General features: G+C 71.1%; 18 protein-coding genes, 1 other RNA gene and 1 pseudogene. 10 read left to right on the top strand and 10 right to left on the bottom strand.

Annotated features, from left to right (window positions below; genetic code table 11):
• Positions 1–1,377 carry a bifunctional RNase H/acid phosphatase gene (locus tag ACFY0U_RS00810; RefSeq protein ID WP_388628177.1) on the top strand — a complete coding sequence of 459 codons (1,377 nt, stop codon included), beginning with the start codon at positions 1–3 and terminating at the stop codon, positions 1,375–1,377.
• Here ACFY0U_RS00810 and ACFY0U_RS00805 read toward each other — a convergent pair.
• Together ACFY0U_RS00805 and yaaA are read right to left on the bottom strand one after the other, a co-directional pair.
• On the bottom strand, positions 1,349–2,011 hold the full coding sequence (locus tag ACFY0U_RS00805) for a bifunctional 4-hydroxy-2-oxoglutarate aldolase/2-dehydro-3-deoxy-phosphogluconate aldolase (RefSeq protein WP_388628174.1): 663 nt from the start codon (positions 2,009–2,011) through the stop codon (positions 1,349–1,351). The genes ACFY0U_RS00810 and ACFY0U_RS00805 overlap by 29 nt on opposite strands.
• 59 nt (positions 2,012–2,070) lie before the next feature.
• The gene (gene yaaA / locus ACFY0U_RS00800) at positions 2,071–2,853 is read right to left on the bottom strand and encodes a peroxide stress protein YaaA (RefSeq protein WP_388628171.1); all 783 of its coding nucleotides are present in this window, start codon (positions 2,851–2,853) and stop codon (positions 2,071–2,073) included.
• Positions 2,854–2,945: 92 nt separating this feature from the next.
• Between yaaA and ACFY0U_RS00795 the strand changes: the two genes are divergently transcribed.
• Positions 2,946–4,373, top strand: a complete 1,428-nt coding sequence (locus ACFY0U_RS00795; protein ID WP_388628168.1) for an RNB domain-containing ribonuclease — start codon at positions 2,946–2,948, stop codon at positions 4,371–4,373.
• Here ACFY0U_RS00795 and ACFY0U_RS00790 read toward each other — a convergent pair.
• On the bottom strand, positions 4,321–4,950 hold the full coding sequence (locus ACFY0U_RS00790; RefSeq protein WP_388628165.1) for a hypothetical protein: 630 nt from the start codon (positions 4,948–4,950) through the stop codon (positions 4,321–4,323). The genes ACFY0U_RS00795 and ACFY0U_RS00790 overlap by 53 nt on opposite strands.
• Entirely contained in the window at positions 4,947–5,696 is a 750-nt protein-coding gene (locus ACFY0U_RS00785) for a MerR family transcriptional regulator (protein WP_388628162.1), read from the bottom strand. Before ACFY0U_RS00785 ends, ACFY0U_RS00790 begins: the two co-directional genes overlap by 4 nt.
• A gap of 167 nt (positions 5,697–5,863) precedes the next feature.
• Between ACFY0U_RS00785 and ACFY0U_RS00780 the strand changes: the two genes are divergently transcribed.
• The 5 genes and pseudogenes from ACFY0U_RS00780 to rnpB all read left to right on the top strand — a co-directional run bounded on the left by ACFY0U_RS00780 (position 5,864) and on the right by rnpB (position 8,996).
• The gene (locus tag ACFY0U_RS00780; protein ID WP_388628159.1) at positions 5,864–6,283 is read left to right on the top strand and encodes a DUF4260 family protein; all 420 of its coding nucleotides are present in this window, start codon (positions 5,864–5,866) and stop codon (positions 6,281–6,283) included.
• Positions 6,276–6,797, top strand: coding sequence for a TetR/AcrR family transcriptional regulator (locus tag ACFY0U_RS00775; RefSeq protein ID WP_388628157.1), 522 nt, complete (start codon positions 6,276–6,278; stop codon positions 6,795–6,797). The genes ACFY0U_RS00780 and ACFY0U_RS00775 overlap by 8 nt, the downstream gene beginning before the upstream one ends.
• A 56-nt stretch (positions 6,798–6,853) precedes the next feature.
• On the top strand, positions 6,854–7,678 hold the full coding sequence (locus ACFY0U_RS00770) for a helix-turn-helix domain-containing protein (protein ID WP_388628154.1): 825 nt from the start codon (positions 6,854–6,856) through the stop codon (positions 7,676–7,678).
• Positions 7,679–7,697: 19 nt separating this feature from the next.
• Positions 7,698–8,474: pseudogene (locus tag ACFY0U_RS00765) on the top strand (DMT family transporter); the annotation flags it as partial.
• Positions 8,475–8,589: 115 nt separating this feature from the next.
• Positions 8,590–8,996: RNase P RNA component class A (rnpB, locus tag ACFY0U_RS00760), an RNA gene on the top strand.
• A 113-nt stretch (positions 8,997–9,109) separates the two neighbouring features.
• On the opposite strand, the gene ACFY0U_RS00755 is transcribed toward rnpB, so the two are convergent.
• The gene (locus tag ACFY0U_RS00755; RefSeq protein ID WP_388628151.1) at positions 9,110–9,715 is read right to left on the bottom strand and encodes a TetR/AcrR family transcriptional regulator; all 606 of its coding nucleotides are present in this window, start codon (positions 9,713–9,715) and stop codon (positions 9,110–9,112) included.
• 108 nt (positions 9,716–9,823) lie between these two features.
• Between ACFY0U_RS00755 and ACFY0U_RS00750 the strand changes: the two genes are divergently transcribed.
• Positions 9,824–10,438 carry a TetR/AcrR family transcriptional regulator gene (locus tag ACFY0U_RS00750; RefSeq protein WP_388628148.1) on the top strand — a complete coding sequence of 205 codons (615 nt, stop codon included), beginning with the start codon at positions 9,824–9,826 and terminating at the stop codon, positions 10,436–10,438.
• A gap of 10 nt (positions 10,439–10,448) precedes the next feature.
• On the opposite strand, the gene ACFY0U_RS00745 is transcribed toward ACFY0U_RS00750, so the two are convergent.
• From ACFY0U_RS00745 to ACFY0U_RS00730, 4 genes are all read right to left on the bottom strand, one after another.
• On the bottom strand, positions 10,449–10,784 hold the full coding sequence (locus tag ACFY0U_RS00745) for a MazG-like family protein (RefSeq protein ID WP_388628146.1): 336 nt from the start codon (positions 10,782–10,784) through the stop codon (positions 10,449–10,451).
• A gap of 65 nt (positions 10,785–10,849) precedes the next feature.
• Complete coding sequence (locus ACFY0U_RS00740; protein ID WP_388628143.1) at positions 10,850–11,482, bottom strand: DUF305 domain-containing protein; 633 nt, start codon at positions 11,480–11,482, stop codon at positions 10,850–10,852.
• 70 nt (positions 11,483–11,552) lie between these two features.
• Positions 11,553–11,954 (bottom strand): DUF6153 family protein, encoded by a 402-nt coding sequence (locus ACFY0U_RS00735; RefSeq protein ID WP_388628141.1) that lies wholly within the window; start codon positions 11,952–11,954, stop codon positions 11,553–11,555.
• A 48-nt stretch (positions 11,955–12,002) separates the two neighbouring features.
• Positions 12,003–12,593, bottom strand: a complete 591-nt coding sequence (locus tag ACFY0U_RS00730; RefSeq protein ID WP_388628138.1) for a DoxX family membrane protein — start codon at positions 12,591–12,593, stop codon at positions 12,003–12,005.
• A 154-nt stretch (positions 12,594–12,747) separates the two neighbouring features.
• On the opposite strand from ACFY0U_RS00730, the gene ACFY0U_RS00725 reads away from it, so the two are divergent.
• Together ACFY0U_RS00725 and ACFY0U_RS00720 are read left to right on the top strand one after the other, a co-directional pair.
• A complete protein-coding gene (locus tag ACFY0U_RS00725) occupies positions 12,748–13,071 on the top strand; it encodes a nuclear transport factor 2 family protein (protein WP_388628135.1) in 324 nt (107 codons plus the stop codon).
• Between the two features lie 67 nt (positions 13,072–13,138).
• Positions 13,139–14,116, top strand: a complete 978-nt coding sequence (locus ACFY0U_RS00720; RefSeq protein ID WP_388628132.1) for an aldo/keto reductase — start codon at positions 13,139–13,141, stop codon at positions 14,114–14,116.
• 63 nt (positions 14,117–14,179) lie between these two features.
• Here ACFY0U_RS00720 and ACFY0U_RS00715 read toward each other — a convergent pair whose 3' ends face one another.
• Positions 14,180–14,881: an ABC transporter ATP-binding protein gene (locus ACFY0U_RS00715; RefSeq protein WP_388628130.1), complete on the bottom strand. Its 702-nt coding sequence runs from the start codon at positions 14,879–14,881 to the stop codon at positions 14,180–14,182.
• Between the last annotated feature and the right edge of the window lie 33 nt (positions 14,882–14,914).

The following is a 14,914-nucleotide window of genomic DNA, read 5'->3' as shown; positions in this document are numbered from 1 at the left end:
GTGCGGGAGTTCATCGTCGAGGCCGACGGCGGGTCCCGGGGCAACCCCGGACCCGCGGGCTACGGCTCGGTCGTCATCGACGCGGCTACCGGCGAGACGCTGGCGGAGCGGGCTGAGTACATCGGCGTCGCGACCAACAACGTCGCCGAGTACCGGGGCCTGCTCGCCGGCCTGCGCGCCGCGCACGAACTGGACCCCGCCGCCTCCGTCCACGTCCGCATGGACTCCAAGCTCGTCGTCGAGCAGATGTCGGGCCGCTGGAAGATCAAACACCCGGACATGAAGCCGCTGGCCATGGAGGCGGCGCGGGTCTACCCGGCGGACCAGGTGACCTACGAGTGGATCCCGCGCGAGCAGAACAAGCACGCGGATCGGCTGGCGAACGAGGCGATGGACGCGGGGAAGCGGGGGGAGCAGTGGACTGCGTCGGCTTCTACGGCGGAGCTGGACGCTGCCGCTTCTTCTTCGCGCCGCGGAGCGGCGGAGTTCTCGGGCGGCGGAGCCGCTGAGGCCGGGGCGGCGGTGGTGGCTGGGGCGCCGGGGGACGCGGTCGCTGGTGCGGCGAAGGCGCGTGCGGCGTTGGCTTCCGCTTCTGCCGGTGCTTCCCGCTCTGCCCCTCCCTCGTCCTCTCCCGCTCACTCTTCCCGCCGCGGAGCGGCGGAGTTCTCGGGCGGCGGAGCCGCTGCGGCTGAGGCTGATGTGCGTGCCGCGAAGGTGGTGGCGAGTCCCGGGTGGGCGCCGGCCGATATGGGTGCGCCCGCGACCTTTGTGCTGCTGCGGCACGGGGAGACGCCGTTGACTCCCCAGAAGCGGTTCTCCGGGAGTGGAGGGACGGATCCGTCCCTGTCCGACGTGGGCCGTGAGCAGGCCGAGCGGGTTGCTGATGCCCTTGCCCGGCGTGGGACCGTTCAGGAAATTCTCGCCTCGCCGCTCACCCGGACCCGGGAGACCGCCGCCGCCGTGGCCGAGCGGCTCGGGATCGACGTGACCGTCGAGGACGGGCTTCGGGAGACCGACTTCGGGGCGTGGGAGGGGCTCACCTTCGCCGAGGTGCGGGAGCGGTATCCCGACGACCTCAACCGGTGGCTGTCCGACCCCGACGCCGAACCCACCGGCGGCGGTGAGAGCTTCGCGGCCACGGCCACCCGTATCGCGGCTACCAGGGACAAGCTGGTCGCCGCTTACGCGGGGCGCACCGTCCTGCTCGTCACTCACGTCACGCCGATCAAGACGTTCGTACGACTCGCCCTCGGCGCCCCGCCGGAGTCCCTGTTCCGGATGGAACTGTCGGCCGCGTCCCTGTCCGCCGTGGCTTACTACGCCGACGGCAACGCGAGCGTACGGCTGTTCAACGACACGTCCCACCTGAGGACCTGAGCCCCGCCGCGGCCCGGGCCAGCTCCTCGATCCGCCCCCAGTCCCGGGCCGCCACCGCATCCGCGGGCAGCATCCAAGTTCCGCCCACGCAACCGACGTTGGGGAGAGCCAAGTACTCCGGCGCGTTCGCCGGACCGATGCCCCCCGTCGGGCAGAAGCGCGCCTGCGGCAGCGGCCCCGCCAGCGACTTCAGATACGCCGTCCCGCCCGCCGCCTGCGCCGGGAAGAACTTCATCTCCCGCACCCCGCGCTCCAGCAGCGCCACGACCTCCGACACCGTGGACACCCCCGGCAGGAACGGCACCCCGGACGCCCGCATCGCGGTCAGCAGTACGTCCGTCCAGCCCGGACTCACCAGAAACCGCGCCCCGGCCCGCACACACCGCGTCACCTGCTCCGGCGTCACGACCGTCCCCGCCCCGACGACCGCGTCCGGCACCTCGTCGGCGATGGCCCGGATCGCGTCCAAGGCGGCCGGCGTCCGCAAGGTCACCTCGATCGCCGGCAGCCCCCCGGCCACCAGCGCCCGCGCCAGCGGCACGGCATCGGAGGCGTCCTCGATGACGACGACCGGCACGACGGGCGCGAGGTCGAGCACGGAGGCATACGGCGAGGAGGGCAGCGGCGAGGTCATGGCCTCATCGTGCCCAGGGGGAGCGGCATGCGCAACGAGCGTTGCAGAGGATGCAATAGCTAGTGGATCTCGTCCACCAGCACATCCAGCGTCCACGCCTTCCCGGCGCCCTTCGGAGGCTCGACCTCCACCACATACCCGAGGTCCCGCAGCGCCTCCACCAGCTCGGCGGGCCCCGCCGGCGCGATGCCCGCCGCCAGCAGACTCCGTACGATCCGCCCCTTGGTCGCCTTGTTGAAGTGGCTGACCACCTTCCGCGTCGGCGCGTGCAGCACCCGCACACTCGCCGTCCGCCCGGCCACCTCACCCTTCGGCTTCCACGCCGCCGCGTACGCCGAGGACCGCAGGTCCAGCACCAGTCCGTTCCCCGCGGCCTCGGGCAGCGCCGTCGCCATCGGCGTACGCCAGTGCGCGCCCAGCGCTCCGAGGCCGGGCAGCTTCACGCCCATGGAGCACCGGTACGAAGGGATCCGGTCGGCGACCCCGACGGCACCCCACAACCCCGAGAACACGAGCAGCTGACGGGCGGCCCGCCGCTTGGCCGCCGCGTCGAGGGAGGACAGCTCCAGGGCGTCGTAGAGCACACCGGTGTAGATCTCCCCGGCGGGCCGCGCCCCGGCCGTCCACAGCTCGGTGTTCTTGCCGACCTCGCCCCGCAGCCCCTCGCTCAGTCCGAGCACCTCGCGCGCCTTGTCCTCGTCAGCGGCGCACAGCTCGACGAGCTCGCCGAGAACGGCCGCGCGGGCCTCGGTCAGCCCCGGCAGCGACAACGACTCCAGCTTCAGCGGGGCGCCACGACCGGAGGAGGCCTTGCCTTCGGACGGCGGCAGCAGGACAAGCACGGGCGGGTTCTCCTTCGAGGGCGATGGATCCTGTTCGGCTCTGCGACAGCGTACGGCGTGCCACGGGCCGCCCCCGGCCCTACGCTCGCTGTATGCCCCGCCGCCACATCCGCGTGACCGGCGCACCCGAAGCCCCCCTCCGGGCCGCCCTCACCGCGCTGCGCACCGAACTGGGGGTGCCGGAGACCTTTCCGCCGGGGGCCCTGGCGGACGCCGGGACACCTCCCGTGCTCCCGTCCTACGACGCCACCGACATCCCCCTGTTCACGATCGACCCGCCCACCTCCACCGACCTCGACCAGGCGATGCACCTCTCCCGCCGGGGCACCGGCTACCGCGTCCGGTACGCCATCGCGGACGTCGCCGCCTTCGTCGTCCCCGGATCGGCGCTCGACGCGGAGACCCACCGCCGCGTGATGACCCTCTACTTCCCGGACGAGAAGGTCCCCCTGCACCCGGTTTCGTTGAGCGAGGGCGCCGCCAGCCTGCTCCCGGACCGGACCCGCCCCGCAGCCCTCTGGACCATCGACCTCGACGCGGACGGCCGTACCGTCGCCGTCGACGTCCGCCGCGTCCTGGTCCGCAGCCGGGCCAAGCTGAACTACGAGGGCGTACAGAAGGAGATCGACTCGGGGACGGCCGAGGAGCCGCTGGCGCTGCTGAAGGAGATCGGCGAGCTGCGGGAGAGGCTGGAAGTGGAACGGGGCGGGATCTCCCTGAACGTCCCGGAGCAGGAGATCGTAGAGCGGGACGGGACGTACGAACTGACCTACCGTGCCCCGCTCCCCGCCGACGGCTGGAACGCCCAGATCTCCCTCCTGACCGGGATGGCGGCGGCGGACCTGATGCTGGCGCACGGCACCGGCGTCCTGCGCACCCTCCCCGCCGCCCCCGACGGCGCGGTCGGCCGCCTGCGCCGTACCGCCCACGCCCTGCACATCGACTGGCCGCACCATGTGTCGTACGCGGCGCTGGTGAGGTCGCTGGATCCGGGGGTTTCGCACCACGCGGCGTTCCTCCAGGAGTGCACGACGCTGCTGCGGGGCGCGGGCTACACGGTCTTCCGGGACGGGGTACTCCCGGACATCACCACCCACTCGGCGGTGGCGGCCCCGTACGCCCACTGCACGGCCCCACTCCGCCGCCTCGCCGACCGCTACGCGTCGGAGATCTGCCTCGCGGCGGTGGCGGGGGACCCGGTGCCCGACTGGGTCCTGGCCGCTTTCGACGAGCTGCCGCGCGAAATGGCCGAGGGCGGCCGGCGAGCGGGCGCGGTGGAACGGGGCTGCGTGGACATCGTCGAGGCGGCCCTGCTGAAGGACCGGGTGGGGGAGGTGTTCGACGGATGCGTGGTGGAGGTTGAGGAGCGTCAACCGACTGTGGGGACCGTCCAGTTGGAGTCCCCGGCGGTGATCGGCCGCATCGACGGCGACCGGCTGCCCCTTGGCGAACGGCTACGGGTCCGCCTCACACAGGCAGATCCGGCAGCTCCCGGGAAGGTGCGTTTCGTGCCCGCGTGATCGCTTGCACGAGGGCACCTGGGTCGTCGGCATGGAAGCGGACGAGGTGGATGTGTCGTCGCCGCCCGAAGAAGGTGAAGTGGACGACCGGCTGGGCCAGTTGGAGGGTGACGGTGGTCCGGGCGCCCATGGCGAGGTCGAGTTCACCGTCGGTGCGGTGGTGGGTGGTGCGCAACTCCCGCTGCACGTGGGTGATCTGCTGAAGAGGTATGCGCAGATCGACGTGGGCGGCGCGGCGGATGCGGAGGGAGTCGGCTTCGAGCACGTGGGGCCGTACGACATTGGCCGCGTGCATGCCGACGACGAGGACGACGGTGTAGATGTCCAGGAGGAGGACGGGGCGGTGCACGGCCGGCAGATCCCGCAGCAGCACGGACATCGTCACCGACTCGATCACGCACACGAAGCCGAACCCGAACATGAGCGGCCCCTCCCCGCGGGCGTACCCGAAGGCGGCCTTGCCCGTTGTCCCATGGGAGCGCCGTGCGACCCACAGCACGAGGCTCACGAGCAGCCGCACCTCGTGCCGGACGAGGGCGTAGGCGGTCCTCACAGCACTTTGTACGGTCGCTCTCATGGCTGCTCACCTGCGGCGATCCGCAGGGCGAGGCGGATGGCCTCGGCCTGGGCGGGCGGGAAGTCGGCGTAGAAGGCGCGCAGGAAGCTGTGGTCCTGATCGAGGTCGGTGGCGGGGAGCAGTTCGGCCGGGATGAGGGCGGCGAGCGTACGGGCCGCCTCCACGACCCGGGGATCGTCCGGCTCGGTCTCGACGAGCGCGTCCAGCAGCGCGTACGCCTCGTTCGCCCGCGCCACGGCCTCCGGGGACGCCAGCGTGGAGGCAACGGCCGCGAGCAGCTGTTCCCGCCCTTCGGGACCGGCGGCGGTCTCGATCAGCGCGAGCACCTCACGGTCCTTGACGGCCATGGGGGAGTCGGCGAGTGGCGCCATGTCCCGGAACAGCGAGGCCAGTTCGGGGGAGACGGGCCCTTCGGCGGGCAGCTCGTCGGCATCGAGCAGCGCCCGCAGCCGTACACGCCGTTGGTGGATGGCGGCCTCCTGCCGGGCAAGATCCTCGTCAAGCTCCTGGAGGATCTCGGCGAGCTCCTTCTCGGTGTCATCGGCCAGCACGTCCCGCACCTCGGCCAGCCCCAGCCCCAACTCGGTCAGCCGCCGGATCCGCGCGAGCACGACGGCATGCCGCAGGGTGTAGTTCCGATACCCGTTGGAGAGCCGCTCCGGCTCCGGGAGCAGCCCCTGATGGTGGTAGTGCCGCACGGTCCGCGTGGTGACGCCGACGGCGGCGGCGAGTTCTCCGATCCGCATGGGATCAGTAGAGACGTTGACGTTGCGGCAGGGTCAAGTACCTCCTTGACAGCTAACGCTGTTAGCCGTACCTTTGTGGACGTGGGGCTAACGCTGTTAGCCACCCGCCGGGTCGCACCCAGCGATCGAGCCACGTCCAGCGAACGATTCACCGACCGGAGGCAGCCATGAGCACCGTCACCAGCACCACCCCGCACCGCTCGGTCCGCTCCCTCGCCCGCCGCACCGCATGGCTCGCCAACGCCCTGTTCTGGTCCGCCTTCGCGGTCCTGGAGGCCGTCAACCACGGCTGGCTCGCCGGCGCCCTCGCGCTCGCCTTCTTCGTCCTGCCGGACCTGACCTTCCTGGTGGCCCTGGACGACGCGCCCCGGATGGCGAAGGGACAGCTGCCGCCGCGCGCGGTGCCGTACTACAACGCGATGCACCGGGCCCTGATCCCGCTGGCACTGCTGCTGGCCTACGCCTTCCAGCCCTTCTTCAACTGGCCCCCCGCCTTCGCGGCCCTGTGCGGCTGGCTCGCCCACATCTCGTACGATCGCGCCTTCGGCTACGGACTGCGTACGAACGAGGGCTTCCAGCGTGACTGACCGTCTCACCCCCCGCGCCCGCGAGATCGCGACGGCCGCCCGGACCCTCCTGGAGGAGTCCGGGCCCGCCGCGCTCACCCTGCGGACCCTCGCCGACCGCCTCGGCATCAAGGCGCCCTCCCTCTACAAGCACTTCCCCGACAAGCACGCCGTGGAGGTGGAGCTGATCGCGCAGATGCTGGAGGAGTCGGCGGCGGCGCTGGAGGCGGCGGAGGAACGCGACCCCGGCTCCCTCCTGACCCTGGCGGAGGCGTACCGCACCTACGCCCTCGACCACCCCCACCTCTACTGCCTCGCCACCGAACGCCCCCTGCCCCGCGCCGCGCTGCCCGCCGGCCTGGAGGACCGGGCCGCGATGCCGCTGATGCGGGTGTGCGGCGGCGACATCGACCTGGCCCGCTCGGTGTGGGCGTTCGCGCACGGGATGGCGATCCTGGAGATCCACGGACGGTTTCCGGACGACGCCGACCTGGCGGCGGCATGGAAGCGGGGCCTGCGGGCGTTCCACCCCTGAGAGTTCTCCCGGACGGGCTCGTGGACGGGCCGTCTCTGACGGGAAGGGGGCGTCGGATGGGTGAGCAGGCCTTGTGGACCAGGGCGCGGCTGGGCCGGTGCGGACCGTCCCTGGACCTCCTGACCGCCCGCTTCGACAAGCACGTCTACGCCCCGCACGCCCACGACGAGTTCACGGTCGGCGTCTGCGTCGACGGCACCGAGGTCATCGACTACCGCGGCGGCCACATCCGCACCGGCCCGGGCTCCATCGTCGTCCTGGCCCCCGGCGAGGTGCACACGGGCGGCCCCGGCAACGCGACCGACGGCTACGCGTACCGCGCGCTGTACGCGGAGACCTCGCTGCTGACGGAGGGAACGCAGGGTGGCGTCCCGCACTTCCGCGAGCCGCTGATAGACGACCCCGAACTGGCCTCGGCGATCCTCCTCACCCACACCGAACTGGGCGCCCGCCCCGACCCCCTCGAGACCGAGTCCCGCCTCCCCTGGCTGCTCACGGCCCTGGCCCGCCGCCACTCCACGGCCCGGGCCACGACGGACACGATCCCCGGCGCGGGCCGGCTCGCTCTTCTCGTACGAGACCGTCTGGCCGACGAACTCCTGGACCCTCCGTCCCTGGCCGACCTCGCGACCGACCTGGGCCTGTCCCGCTACCAACTCCTCCGCGCCTTCCGTACGACGATGGGGCTGCCCCCGTACGCCTGGCTGGCCCAGTACCGAGTCACCCGGGCCCGCCGCCTCCTGGACACGGGCCTGCGGCCGGCGGAGGTCGCGTCACTCGTCGGCTTCGCGGACCAGGCGCACCTCACCCGCTGGTTCCGCCGCGTCCTCGGCGTGACCCCGGCGGCGTACCGCAACAGCGTTCAAGACGGCAGGCCCTGATCCGGCCGAAGGTGTGCGCATGACTGCACGCGGCTGGTTCCTGTTCTCCCTGATGGGAGTGGTCTGGGGCATCCCCTACCTGATGATCAAGGTGGCGGTGGAGGCACCGCTGTCCCCGTCGGTGGTGGTGTTCACGCGATGCGCGCTGGGCGCGGCGCTGCTGCTCCCCTTCGCGCTGCGAGGCCTCACGGGAACCGTCAGGTCGTTCTGGAAGCCGATGCTGGCCTTCGCGTGCATAGAGATCATCGGCCCGTGGTTCACGCTCACGGACGCCGAACGCCACCTGTCCAGCTCGACGGCGGGCCTGCTGATCGCCGGGGTGCCGATCGTGGGAGTGGCCCTGGCCCGCTTCTTCGGCGACACGGAGCGGCTGGGGGCGAGGCGGTTGACGGGTCTGGGGCTGGGCCTGGCGGGTGTGGGGGTCCTGACCGTCCCGCACCTGACGGGCGGGGACGCGCGCTCGCTCGCGGAGGTGTTGGTGACGGTGGTGGGCTATGCGACGGCCCCGCTGATCGCGGCACGCCACCTGCGGAACGTCCCGTCCTTGCAGCTCACGGCGTCCTGCCTGGGACTGGCGGCGCTGGTGTACGCAACACCGGCCGCGATGACCGGGCCTTCCACGGTGCCCTCACCCACCGTCCTGCTGGCCCTGGCGGGCCTGGGCGTGATCTGCACGGCGGTGGCCTTCGTCGCCTTCCTGGAGCTGATCAAGGAGGTCGGCCCGACGCGCTCGACGGTGATCACGTACGTCAACCCGGCGGTGGCGGTGGCGGCGGGCGCGCTGTTCCTGGACGAGAAGCTGACGGTAGGGGTGGGGGCGGCGTTTGCCCTGATCCTGGCGGGCTCGGTCCTGGCGACAGCGGTCGGTCCGGCGAGGGATGAGCGCCCGGTAACATGGTCGACACGGCAGACGAGCCGGGCGGACGGCCGCGTGGAGTCCCCTTGACGGGGGCTTCCCGAGGAACGTCCGGGCTCCACAGGGCAAGGTGGTGGCTAACGGCCACCCGGGGTGACCCGCGGGACAGTGCCACAGAAAACAGACCGCCGGGGACCTCGGTCCTCGGTAAGGGTGAAACGGTGGTGTAAGAGACCACCAGTGCCCAGGGTGACCTGGGCAGCTAGGTAAACCCCACCTGGAGCAAGGTCAAAAGGAGCGCCGTAAAAAGCGCTCTGCGGAGACGTCCGAGGGCTGCCCGCCCGAGTCTCCGGGTAGACCGCACGAGGCCGGTGGCAACGCCGGTCCTAGATGGATGGCCGTCTCCCCGGCCGCCGCGAGGTGGCCGGGTGACAGAACCCGGCGTACAGCTCGGCTCGTCTGCTGCCAGGGAGTTGACCTGGGGTTATAGCCCAGACGTCTCTCGCCGTTCCGACGCCCCGCGAGCCAGGGTACGGAACCCGTCTCCTCGGCCGACAGGACTTCAGTGGGGGGCGTCAGGCCGTCAGTGAGGGCAAGACCACCGAGTCGAGGTAGCGGAGCAGGAACGCTCGGTCCGGTGGCCGGTCGCCGACCAGTGGGCGGGCCACCAGGGCGCCGATCAGGATGTATGGGATGTACTCCAACGCCGGGCAGTCCGCGCGGACTTCGCCCCGGGTCACCGCTCGGCGCAGGATCGCCTCAAGGCCGGTCGGGTCCGGGTCGACGATCAGGTCCTGGAGGGCTCGTAGCAGGTCGGGGTGGGTGTGGACGGCGTGGATCAGGCCCCGTACCAGTGCGGTCTCCCTGCGGAGCGTCTCGTCGTCGAGGCGGCTGACCATTTCGTGGAAGTCGCCGCGCAGCGAGCCCGTGTCGATGTCGCCGACGACGCTGCCCTTGGTCTGGCGCAGCGCCTGTGCGACCAGTTCCGGCTTGCCCGTCCACTGGCGGTACAGGGTGGCCTTGCTGCACCGCGTGCGGGTCGCGACCGCGTCCATGGTCAGGGCCTCGTAGCCGACCTCGCGGAGGAGGTCGAGGACGGCGGCGTACAGCTCCGCCTCGCGCTCGGGGGAGATGCGGCTGCGGCGCGTCCGTGGCGTGATGGCCTGCTCCGTCGCTGTCATCCGCGGCACCTCACTCGAACGAAACGGTTTCGTACATAAGTAAGGGTAGCGCGGGATCTAACAAATACGAAACCGTTTTGGTAGCGTAATGAGAGTAGGGTGGGTGGCATGACCGTCACCTCGCCCGCCCCGGTCAAGCCCGGCCGGCCCCGGGACACCGGCGCCGACGACCGCATCCTGCGCGCCGTCGTCGACGAGCTCTCCGAACACGGCGTCGCGGGCTTCCGTATCAACAACGTCGCCGCCCGCGCCAAGGTCGCCAAGCGCACCCTCTACAGCCGTTGGGCCGAGCGGGATGATCTCATCCTGGCCGGGTTGAACACGCTGGCCCTAGACCTGGTCCCGCCGCGCACCGGCGGATTCGTCGGCGACCTCGAAGCCCTCTACGACGAGATCGCCGACGCCCTCGACAGCCCGCGCTGGCTCATCGCGGCCCGCTGCTCCTTCGAACTGCCCGACTATCCCGACCTGTACGCGAAGTTCCAGCGCGACTGCATCGACAAGCCCCTCGCCGTCGTCGAGGACGTCCTGCGGGACGCGCAACTCCGCGGTGAACTGCGCGCCGGCATCGACCGTTCCGTGGCCGCCGAGACCTTCACCGGTTCCATCGCGGGGTTCAGCTCGCACATCGCACGGCTGCGCGGGGTCAGTGCGTACGGGGTCCGCGCGCAGTTTCTCGACATGTTCCTGCACGGGCTGCGCGCCGACGACGCGCGCGACTGACCCCCGTTCTTCAGGGCGCGCCCAGCGAACGTTCCATGACCCGGGTCAGATGCCGGTCGAAGACCTCCCTCGTGTCCGGCGTCAGCGTCCGCAGCGCCACCAGGGCCGTGATCACGACATCGCAGAGTTCGCCCTCAACGTCGTCCCATGTGTGTGTCGTGCCCTTGCGCGGGTTCTGGCCCGTGGCCCCTATGACCGCCTGAGCGACCTCGCCCACCTCCTCCGACAGCTTCAACATCCGTAGGAGAAGGGCTTCTTGGCCGCTCAGTGGCCGGCTCGTCTCCAGCCACGTCCACAGGGCGTCGATGCCCGCCCAGACGTCGGCCGTCGTGTCGCGATCACTCATGGACGCAGCTTGGCACGCGCCACTGACAGCCGGGGGAGGTCGGCGACCTCCCCCGGCTCACCGGGTCAGCTCTTGCCGAGGAGCTTGTTCATCTCGGTGATCTCAGCGGTCTGGCCCGTGATGATGTCGTCGGCCATGGCGGTGGCAGCGGCGTACCGGCCCTTCGCCTTCTCCGTCTCGGCCATGTCGACCGCGCCCTCGTGGTGCTCGACCATCATGGTCAGGAACATGGTGTCGAAGCCCTTCCCGGAGGCCTTCCCCAGCGTCTCCATGTCCGCGTCGTCCATCATGCCGGGCATGCCTGACGACGCGCCGTGGTCCATGCCGGGCATCGACGCGCCCGCCTCCGGCACCTCCTCGCCCCAGGACTTCAGCCAGCCGGACATGGTCTTGATCTCCGGGTCCTGTGCCTTCTCGATGCGCGCGGCGAGGTCCTTGACCTCGGCGGACGAGGCCCGGTCGGTGGCGAGTTCCGCCATCTCCAGGGCCTGGCGGTGGTGGGGGATCATGCCCTGCGCGAAGGAGACGTCCTGGGCGTTGTGGGCGGCGGCGGTGCTGGACGACGGGGACGACGAGGTGCCGTGGCTGCTCCCGTGGCTCGCGTCACCGCTGTCACCGTCACCACAGGCCGCCAGGACGAGGGCGGCGGTGACGGTCGCCGCCACGAGGGCAGCGCGGCGTGTACGGGTCGTGCTCATGCTTGAACTCCTGCTGGATGAAAGGGATCTGGACATGCCGATGCGCACACCGAGGTGCGCGGCGTGGTGTCTAGATCCGCAGGAGCTGGAGTTCCGCCAGGGACGGGGGAGCGCGGGCGCCTTCCGGGTCGGAGCCGGTGTACGCGCGCGGTGATTCGTCTCGTACGACGGTGGCGACCGGGTCCGGCACGAGCGCGGGCAGCGTCGGCCCACCGCTCACCGCGGCCGCCGCGCAGGTGGCATCGGCGTGCGAGACATGACCCGAGCCGCAGTGGCCCGCTCCGTCGCAGTCGCCGTGCGTGGCGGATACGGACACGGCGGCCATGGGCGGGGCGTGCGGGTGCTCGTCGGCGACGGCCGCACCCGGAGCCAGGGCGTGCATGCCCATGAGCCCCGCCAGCAGAGCCAGCACGAGCAGCGCCCGCCACCGCCACCGGGGCGGTAGGGCGGGGTGGTGCTCGGGGCCGGTCATGGGGGCCATCCTAGGAGAGCGGGCGTCCGAACCGCGTACGGGGCACCCCTACTCCCCGAACAACGCCTCCTGCGCCTCGAACTGCTCCGCCCCCTCCTCCCTCTCCTTCTCCTGGAGCCTCCGGTTCCGTGACCCCACCACCACCGCCGTGGCCGCCGCCGTCACCGCGAGAGCCGTGGGGACCATCCACCCGCGGTCGAACACGTGCCCGATGGCGTGGTCGAGGGAGAGCCGGCCGGGGCCCGCGATGGCGAGTCCCGTCGCCGCGAGGCCCAGGGTCGCCGCGTACTCGAAGCCGCCCTCGGCGTTGAAGAAGCCGTTGGGGGTGTGCACGGTGGACGCGCCCGCCATCGCGCCGGCGGCCGCCGCACCCGCGGCCGGTGTCGCCAGGCCGAGGGCCAGCAGCGTGCCGCCGCCCGCCTCCGCGAGGCCCGCCGCGGTGGCGCTCGCCTTGCCGGGGGAGAAGCCGACGGACTCCATGAACTGACCGGTCCCCGCGATGCCGTGGCCGCCGAACCAGCCGAACAGCTTCTGCGCGCCGTGCGCGGCCAGCACACCCCCGGTCCCCAGTCGGAGCAACAGCAGGCCCACATCGCGTCGGTCGTAGGAAGAGCCGTGGGAAGAGGTGCGTGAGGTCACGATGACTCCTGGGAGAGACGAACGGAACGCCCGACGGAACACCCGCCGAAACACCCCCCTCGCGTTTCCACCGTCGCACTCCTGACACCTCACCGAACCACTCGCGCCGCCGTTCGGGTGGCGGCCCCGGGAGAGCGGTGTGAGTCTGGCTGGCATGACGATTCAGACCGGCAAACTCAGCGACCCCGCGGTCCGCGCCTTCGTCAACGCCGTCAACGCGCACGACCGCGACGGCTTCATGGCCCTCCTCGCCCCCGGCGCGACGATGTCGGACGACGGCTCCGAGCGTGACCTCGACGACTGGATCGACCGGGAGATCTTCTCCTCCCACGGTCACATGGAGGTCGACAACGAGTCCCGCGGCGGCCGCGACCTCATCGCCCGCTACAGCAACGACACCTGGGGCGAGATGCGCACCAAGTGGCACTTCGAGGTCGACGGCGACAAGATCACCCGCTTCGAGACCGGGCAGGCCTGACACAGCGCGACGGCTTCCGTGAAAGCCCTTGCCCTGGAGTGCGCTCCAAGCCCTAGCGTCTGGACCCATGGAGACGAACAGGACTTTGGGCCGCAGCGGTATAGAGGTCAGCGCCCTCGGCTTCGGCTGCTGGGCCATCGGCGGTGAGTGGTCCGACCTCGGCGGCCAGCCGCTCGGCTGGGGCAAGGTCGACGACGACGAGTCCGTACGGGCGATCCACCGCGCCCTCGACCTCGGCGTGACCTTCTTCGACACCGCCGACGTCTACGGCACCGGGCACAGCGAGCGGGTCCTCGGCCGTGCCCTCGGCAAGCGCCGCGCCGACGTGGTCGTCGCCACCAAGTGGGGCAACCTCTTCGACGAGGACACCCGCGTCCTCAACGGGCAGGACGCCTCCGAGCAGTACGTCCGCGAGGCCCTCACCGCCTCCCTCACCCGCCTTGGCACGGACTACGTCGACCTCTACCAGTTCCATCTCTCCGACGCCCACCCCAGCCATGGCGCCCGACTCCGTGAGATCTGCGAGGAGTTCGTACGCGAAGGCCTCATCCGCGCCTACGCCTGGAGCACCGACGACCCGGCCCGCGCCGCGGTCTTCGCGGAGGGGGAGCACTGTGCGGCCGTACAGCATGCGCTGAATGTCATGCAGGATGCTCCTGAAATGCTCGCCCTGTGCGAGGAGTCGGGCCTCGCGAGCATCAACCGCAGCCCGCTGGCGATGGGGTTGCTGGCAGGAAAGCGTCAAGGGCCGCAGGACGCCGGGGACATCCGCAGCAAGCCGCCGACTTGGATGCAGGGCTTCAACAACGAAGGCGCCGACTCCGACTGGCTGAACCGCGTCGACGCACTCAAGGACATCCTCACCAGCAACGGCCGCACCCTCGCCCAGGGCGCCCTCGCCTGGATCTGGGCCCGCAGCCCGCGAACGGTCCCGATCCCGGGCTTCCGTTCCGTCGAGCAGGCGGAGCAGAACGCGGGAGCAATAGAGAAGGGGCCGCTCACCGCGGATCAGCTGACCGAGATCAACCAAATCCTCGAACGGTAAGCGGCCCTACCCGTTTTTAGGGGCGCGGGGAACTGCGCGACAAGCCCCCACCGGCCCGCAGACTCAGTACCGCGCGTACAACTGCTGCTGCCGCTGCTCGGTCAAAGTGATCTGCCCCGCCTTGATCGTCGCAAGTCGCGGCGCCCGCCGAGCGATCGACGAGTCGTGCGTGACCATGATGAAGGTCAGCCCGTACTCCTGCCACAGCCCCTCCAACAGGCCCATGATGTCGTCCCGCGTGCCCTCGTCGAGGTTTCCGGTCGGCTCGTCCGCGAGGAGCACTTTCGGCTTCTTCACCAGCGCGCGGGCGATGGCGACCCGCTGCTGCTGGCCGCCGGAGAGCTCGGACGGCGCGTGGGTGAGCCGCTCGCCGAGGCCGACCGAGCGCAGCGCCTCGGCCGCCCGCTCGCGCCGCTCGGCCGGCTTCACGCCGAGCGGGACGAGGGCCGTCTCGACGTTCTCCTGCGCGGTCAGCGTCGGGATGAGGTTGAAGGACTGGAAGATGATGCCGATCTTCTCCGCCCGCAGCCGCGTCAGCTTCGCCTCGCTGATCTTCGCGAGGTCGACGCCGTCCAGCTCGACACTGCCCTCGGTCGGCCGGTCCAGGCCGCCGATCATCTGCAACAGGGTGGACTTGCCGCCACCGGTGGGGCCCTGGATGACGAGCTGGTCGCCGTCCTCGATGGTGAGGTCGACGCCGCGCAGCGCCTCCACCGTCTCCTTGCCCCGCGAGTAGCGCTTGGTGACGCCGGTCAGTCTGTACATGGGTGCTCCAAAAGTAAGGGGGTGGGGCGCCGC

Origin of the sequence: Streptomyces sp. NPDC001536, assembly GCF_042894505.1 — a bacterium.
Lineage (GTDB): Bacteria > Actinomycetota > Actinomycetes > Streptomycetales > Streptomycetaceae > Streptomyces.
This window is presented reverse-complemented; position numbering and strand designations above follow the sequence as displayed.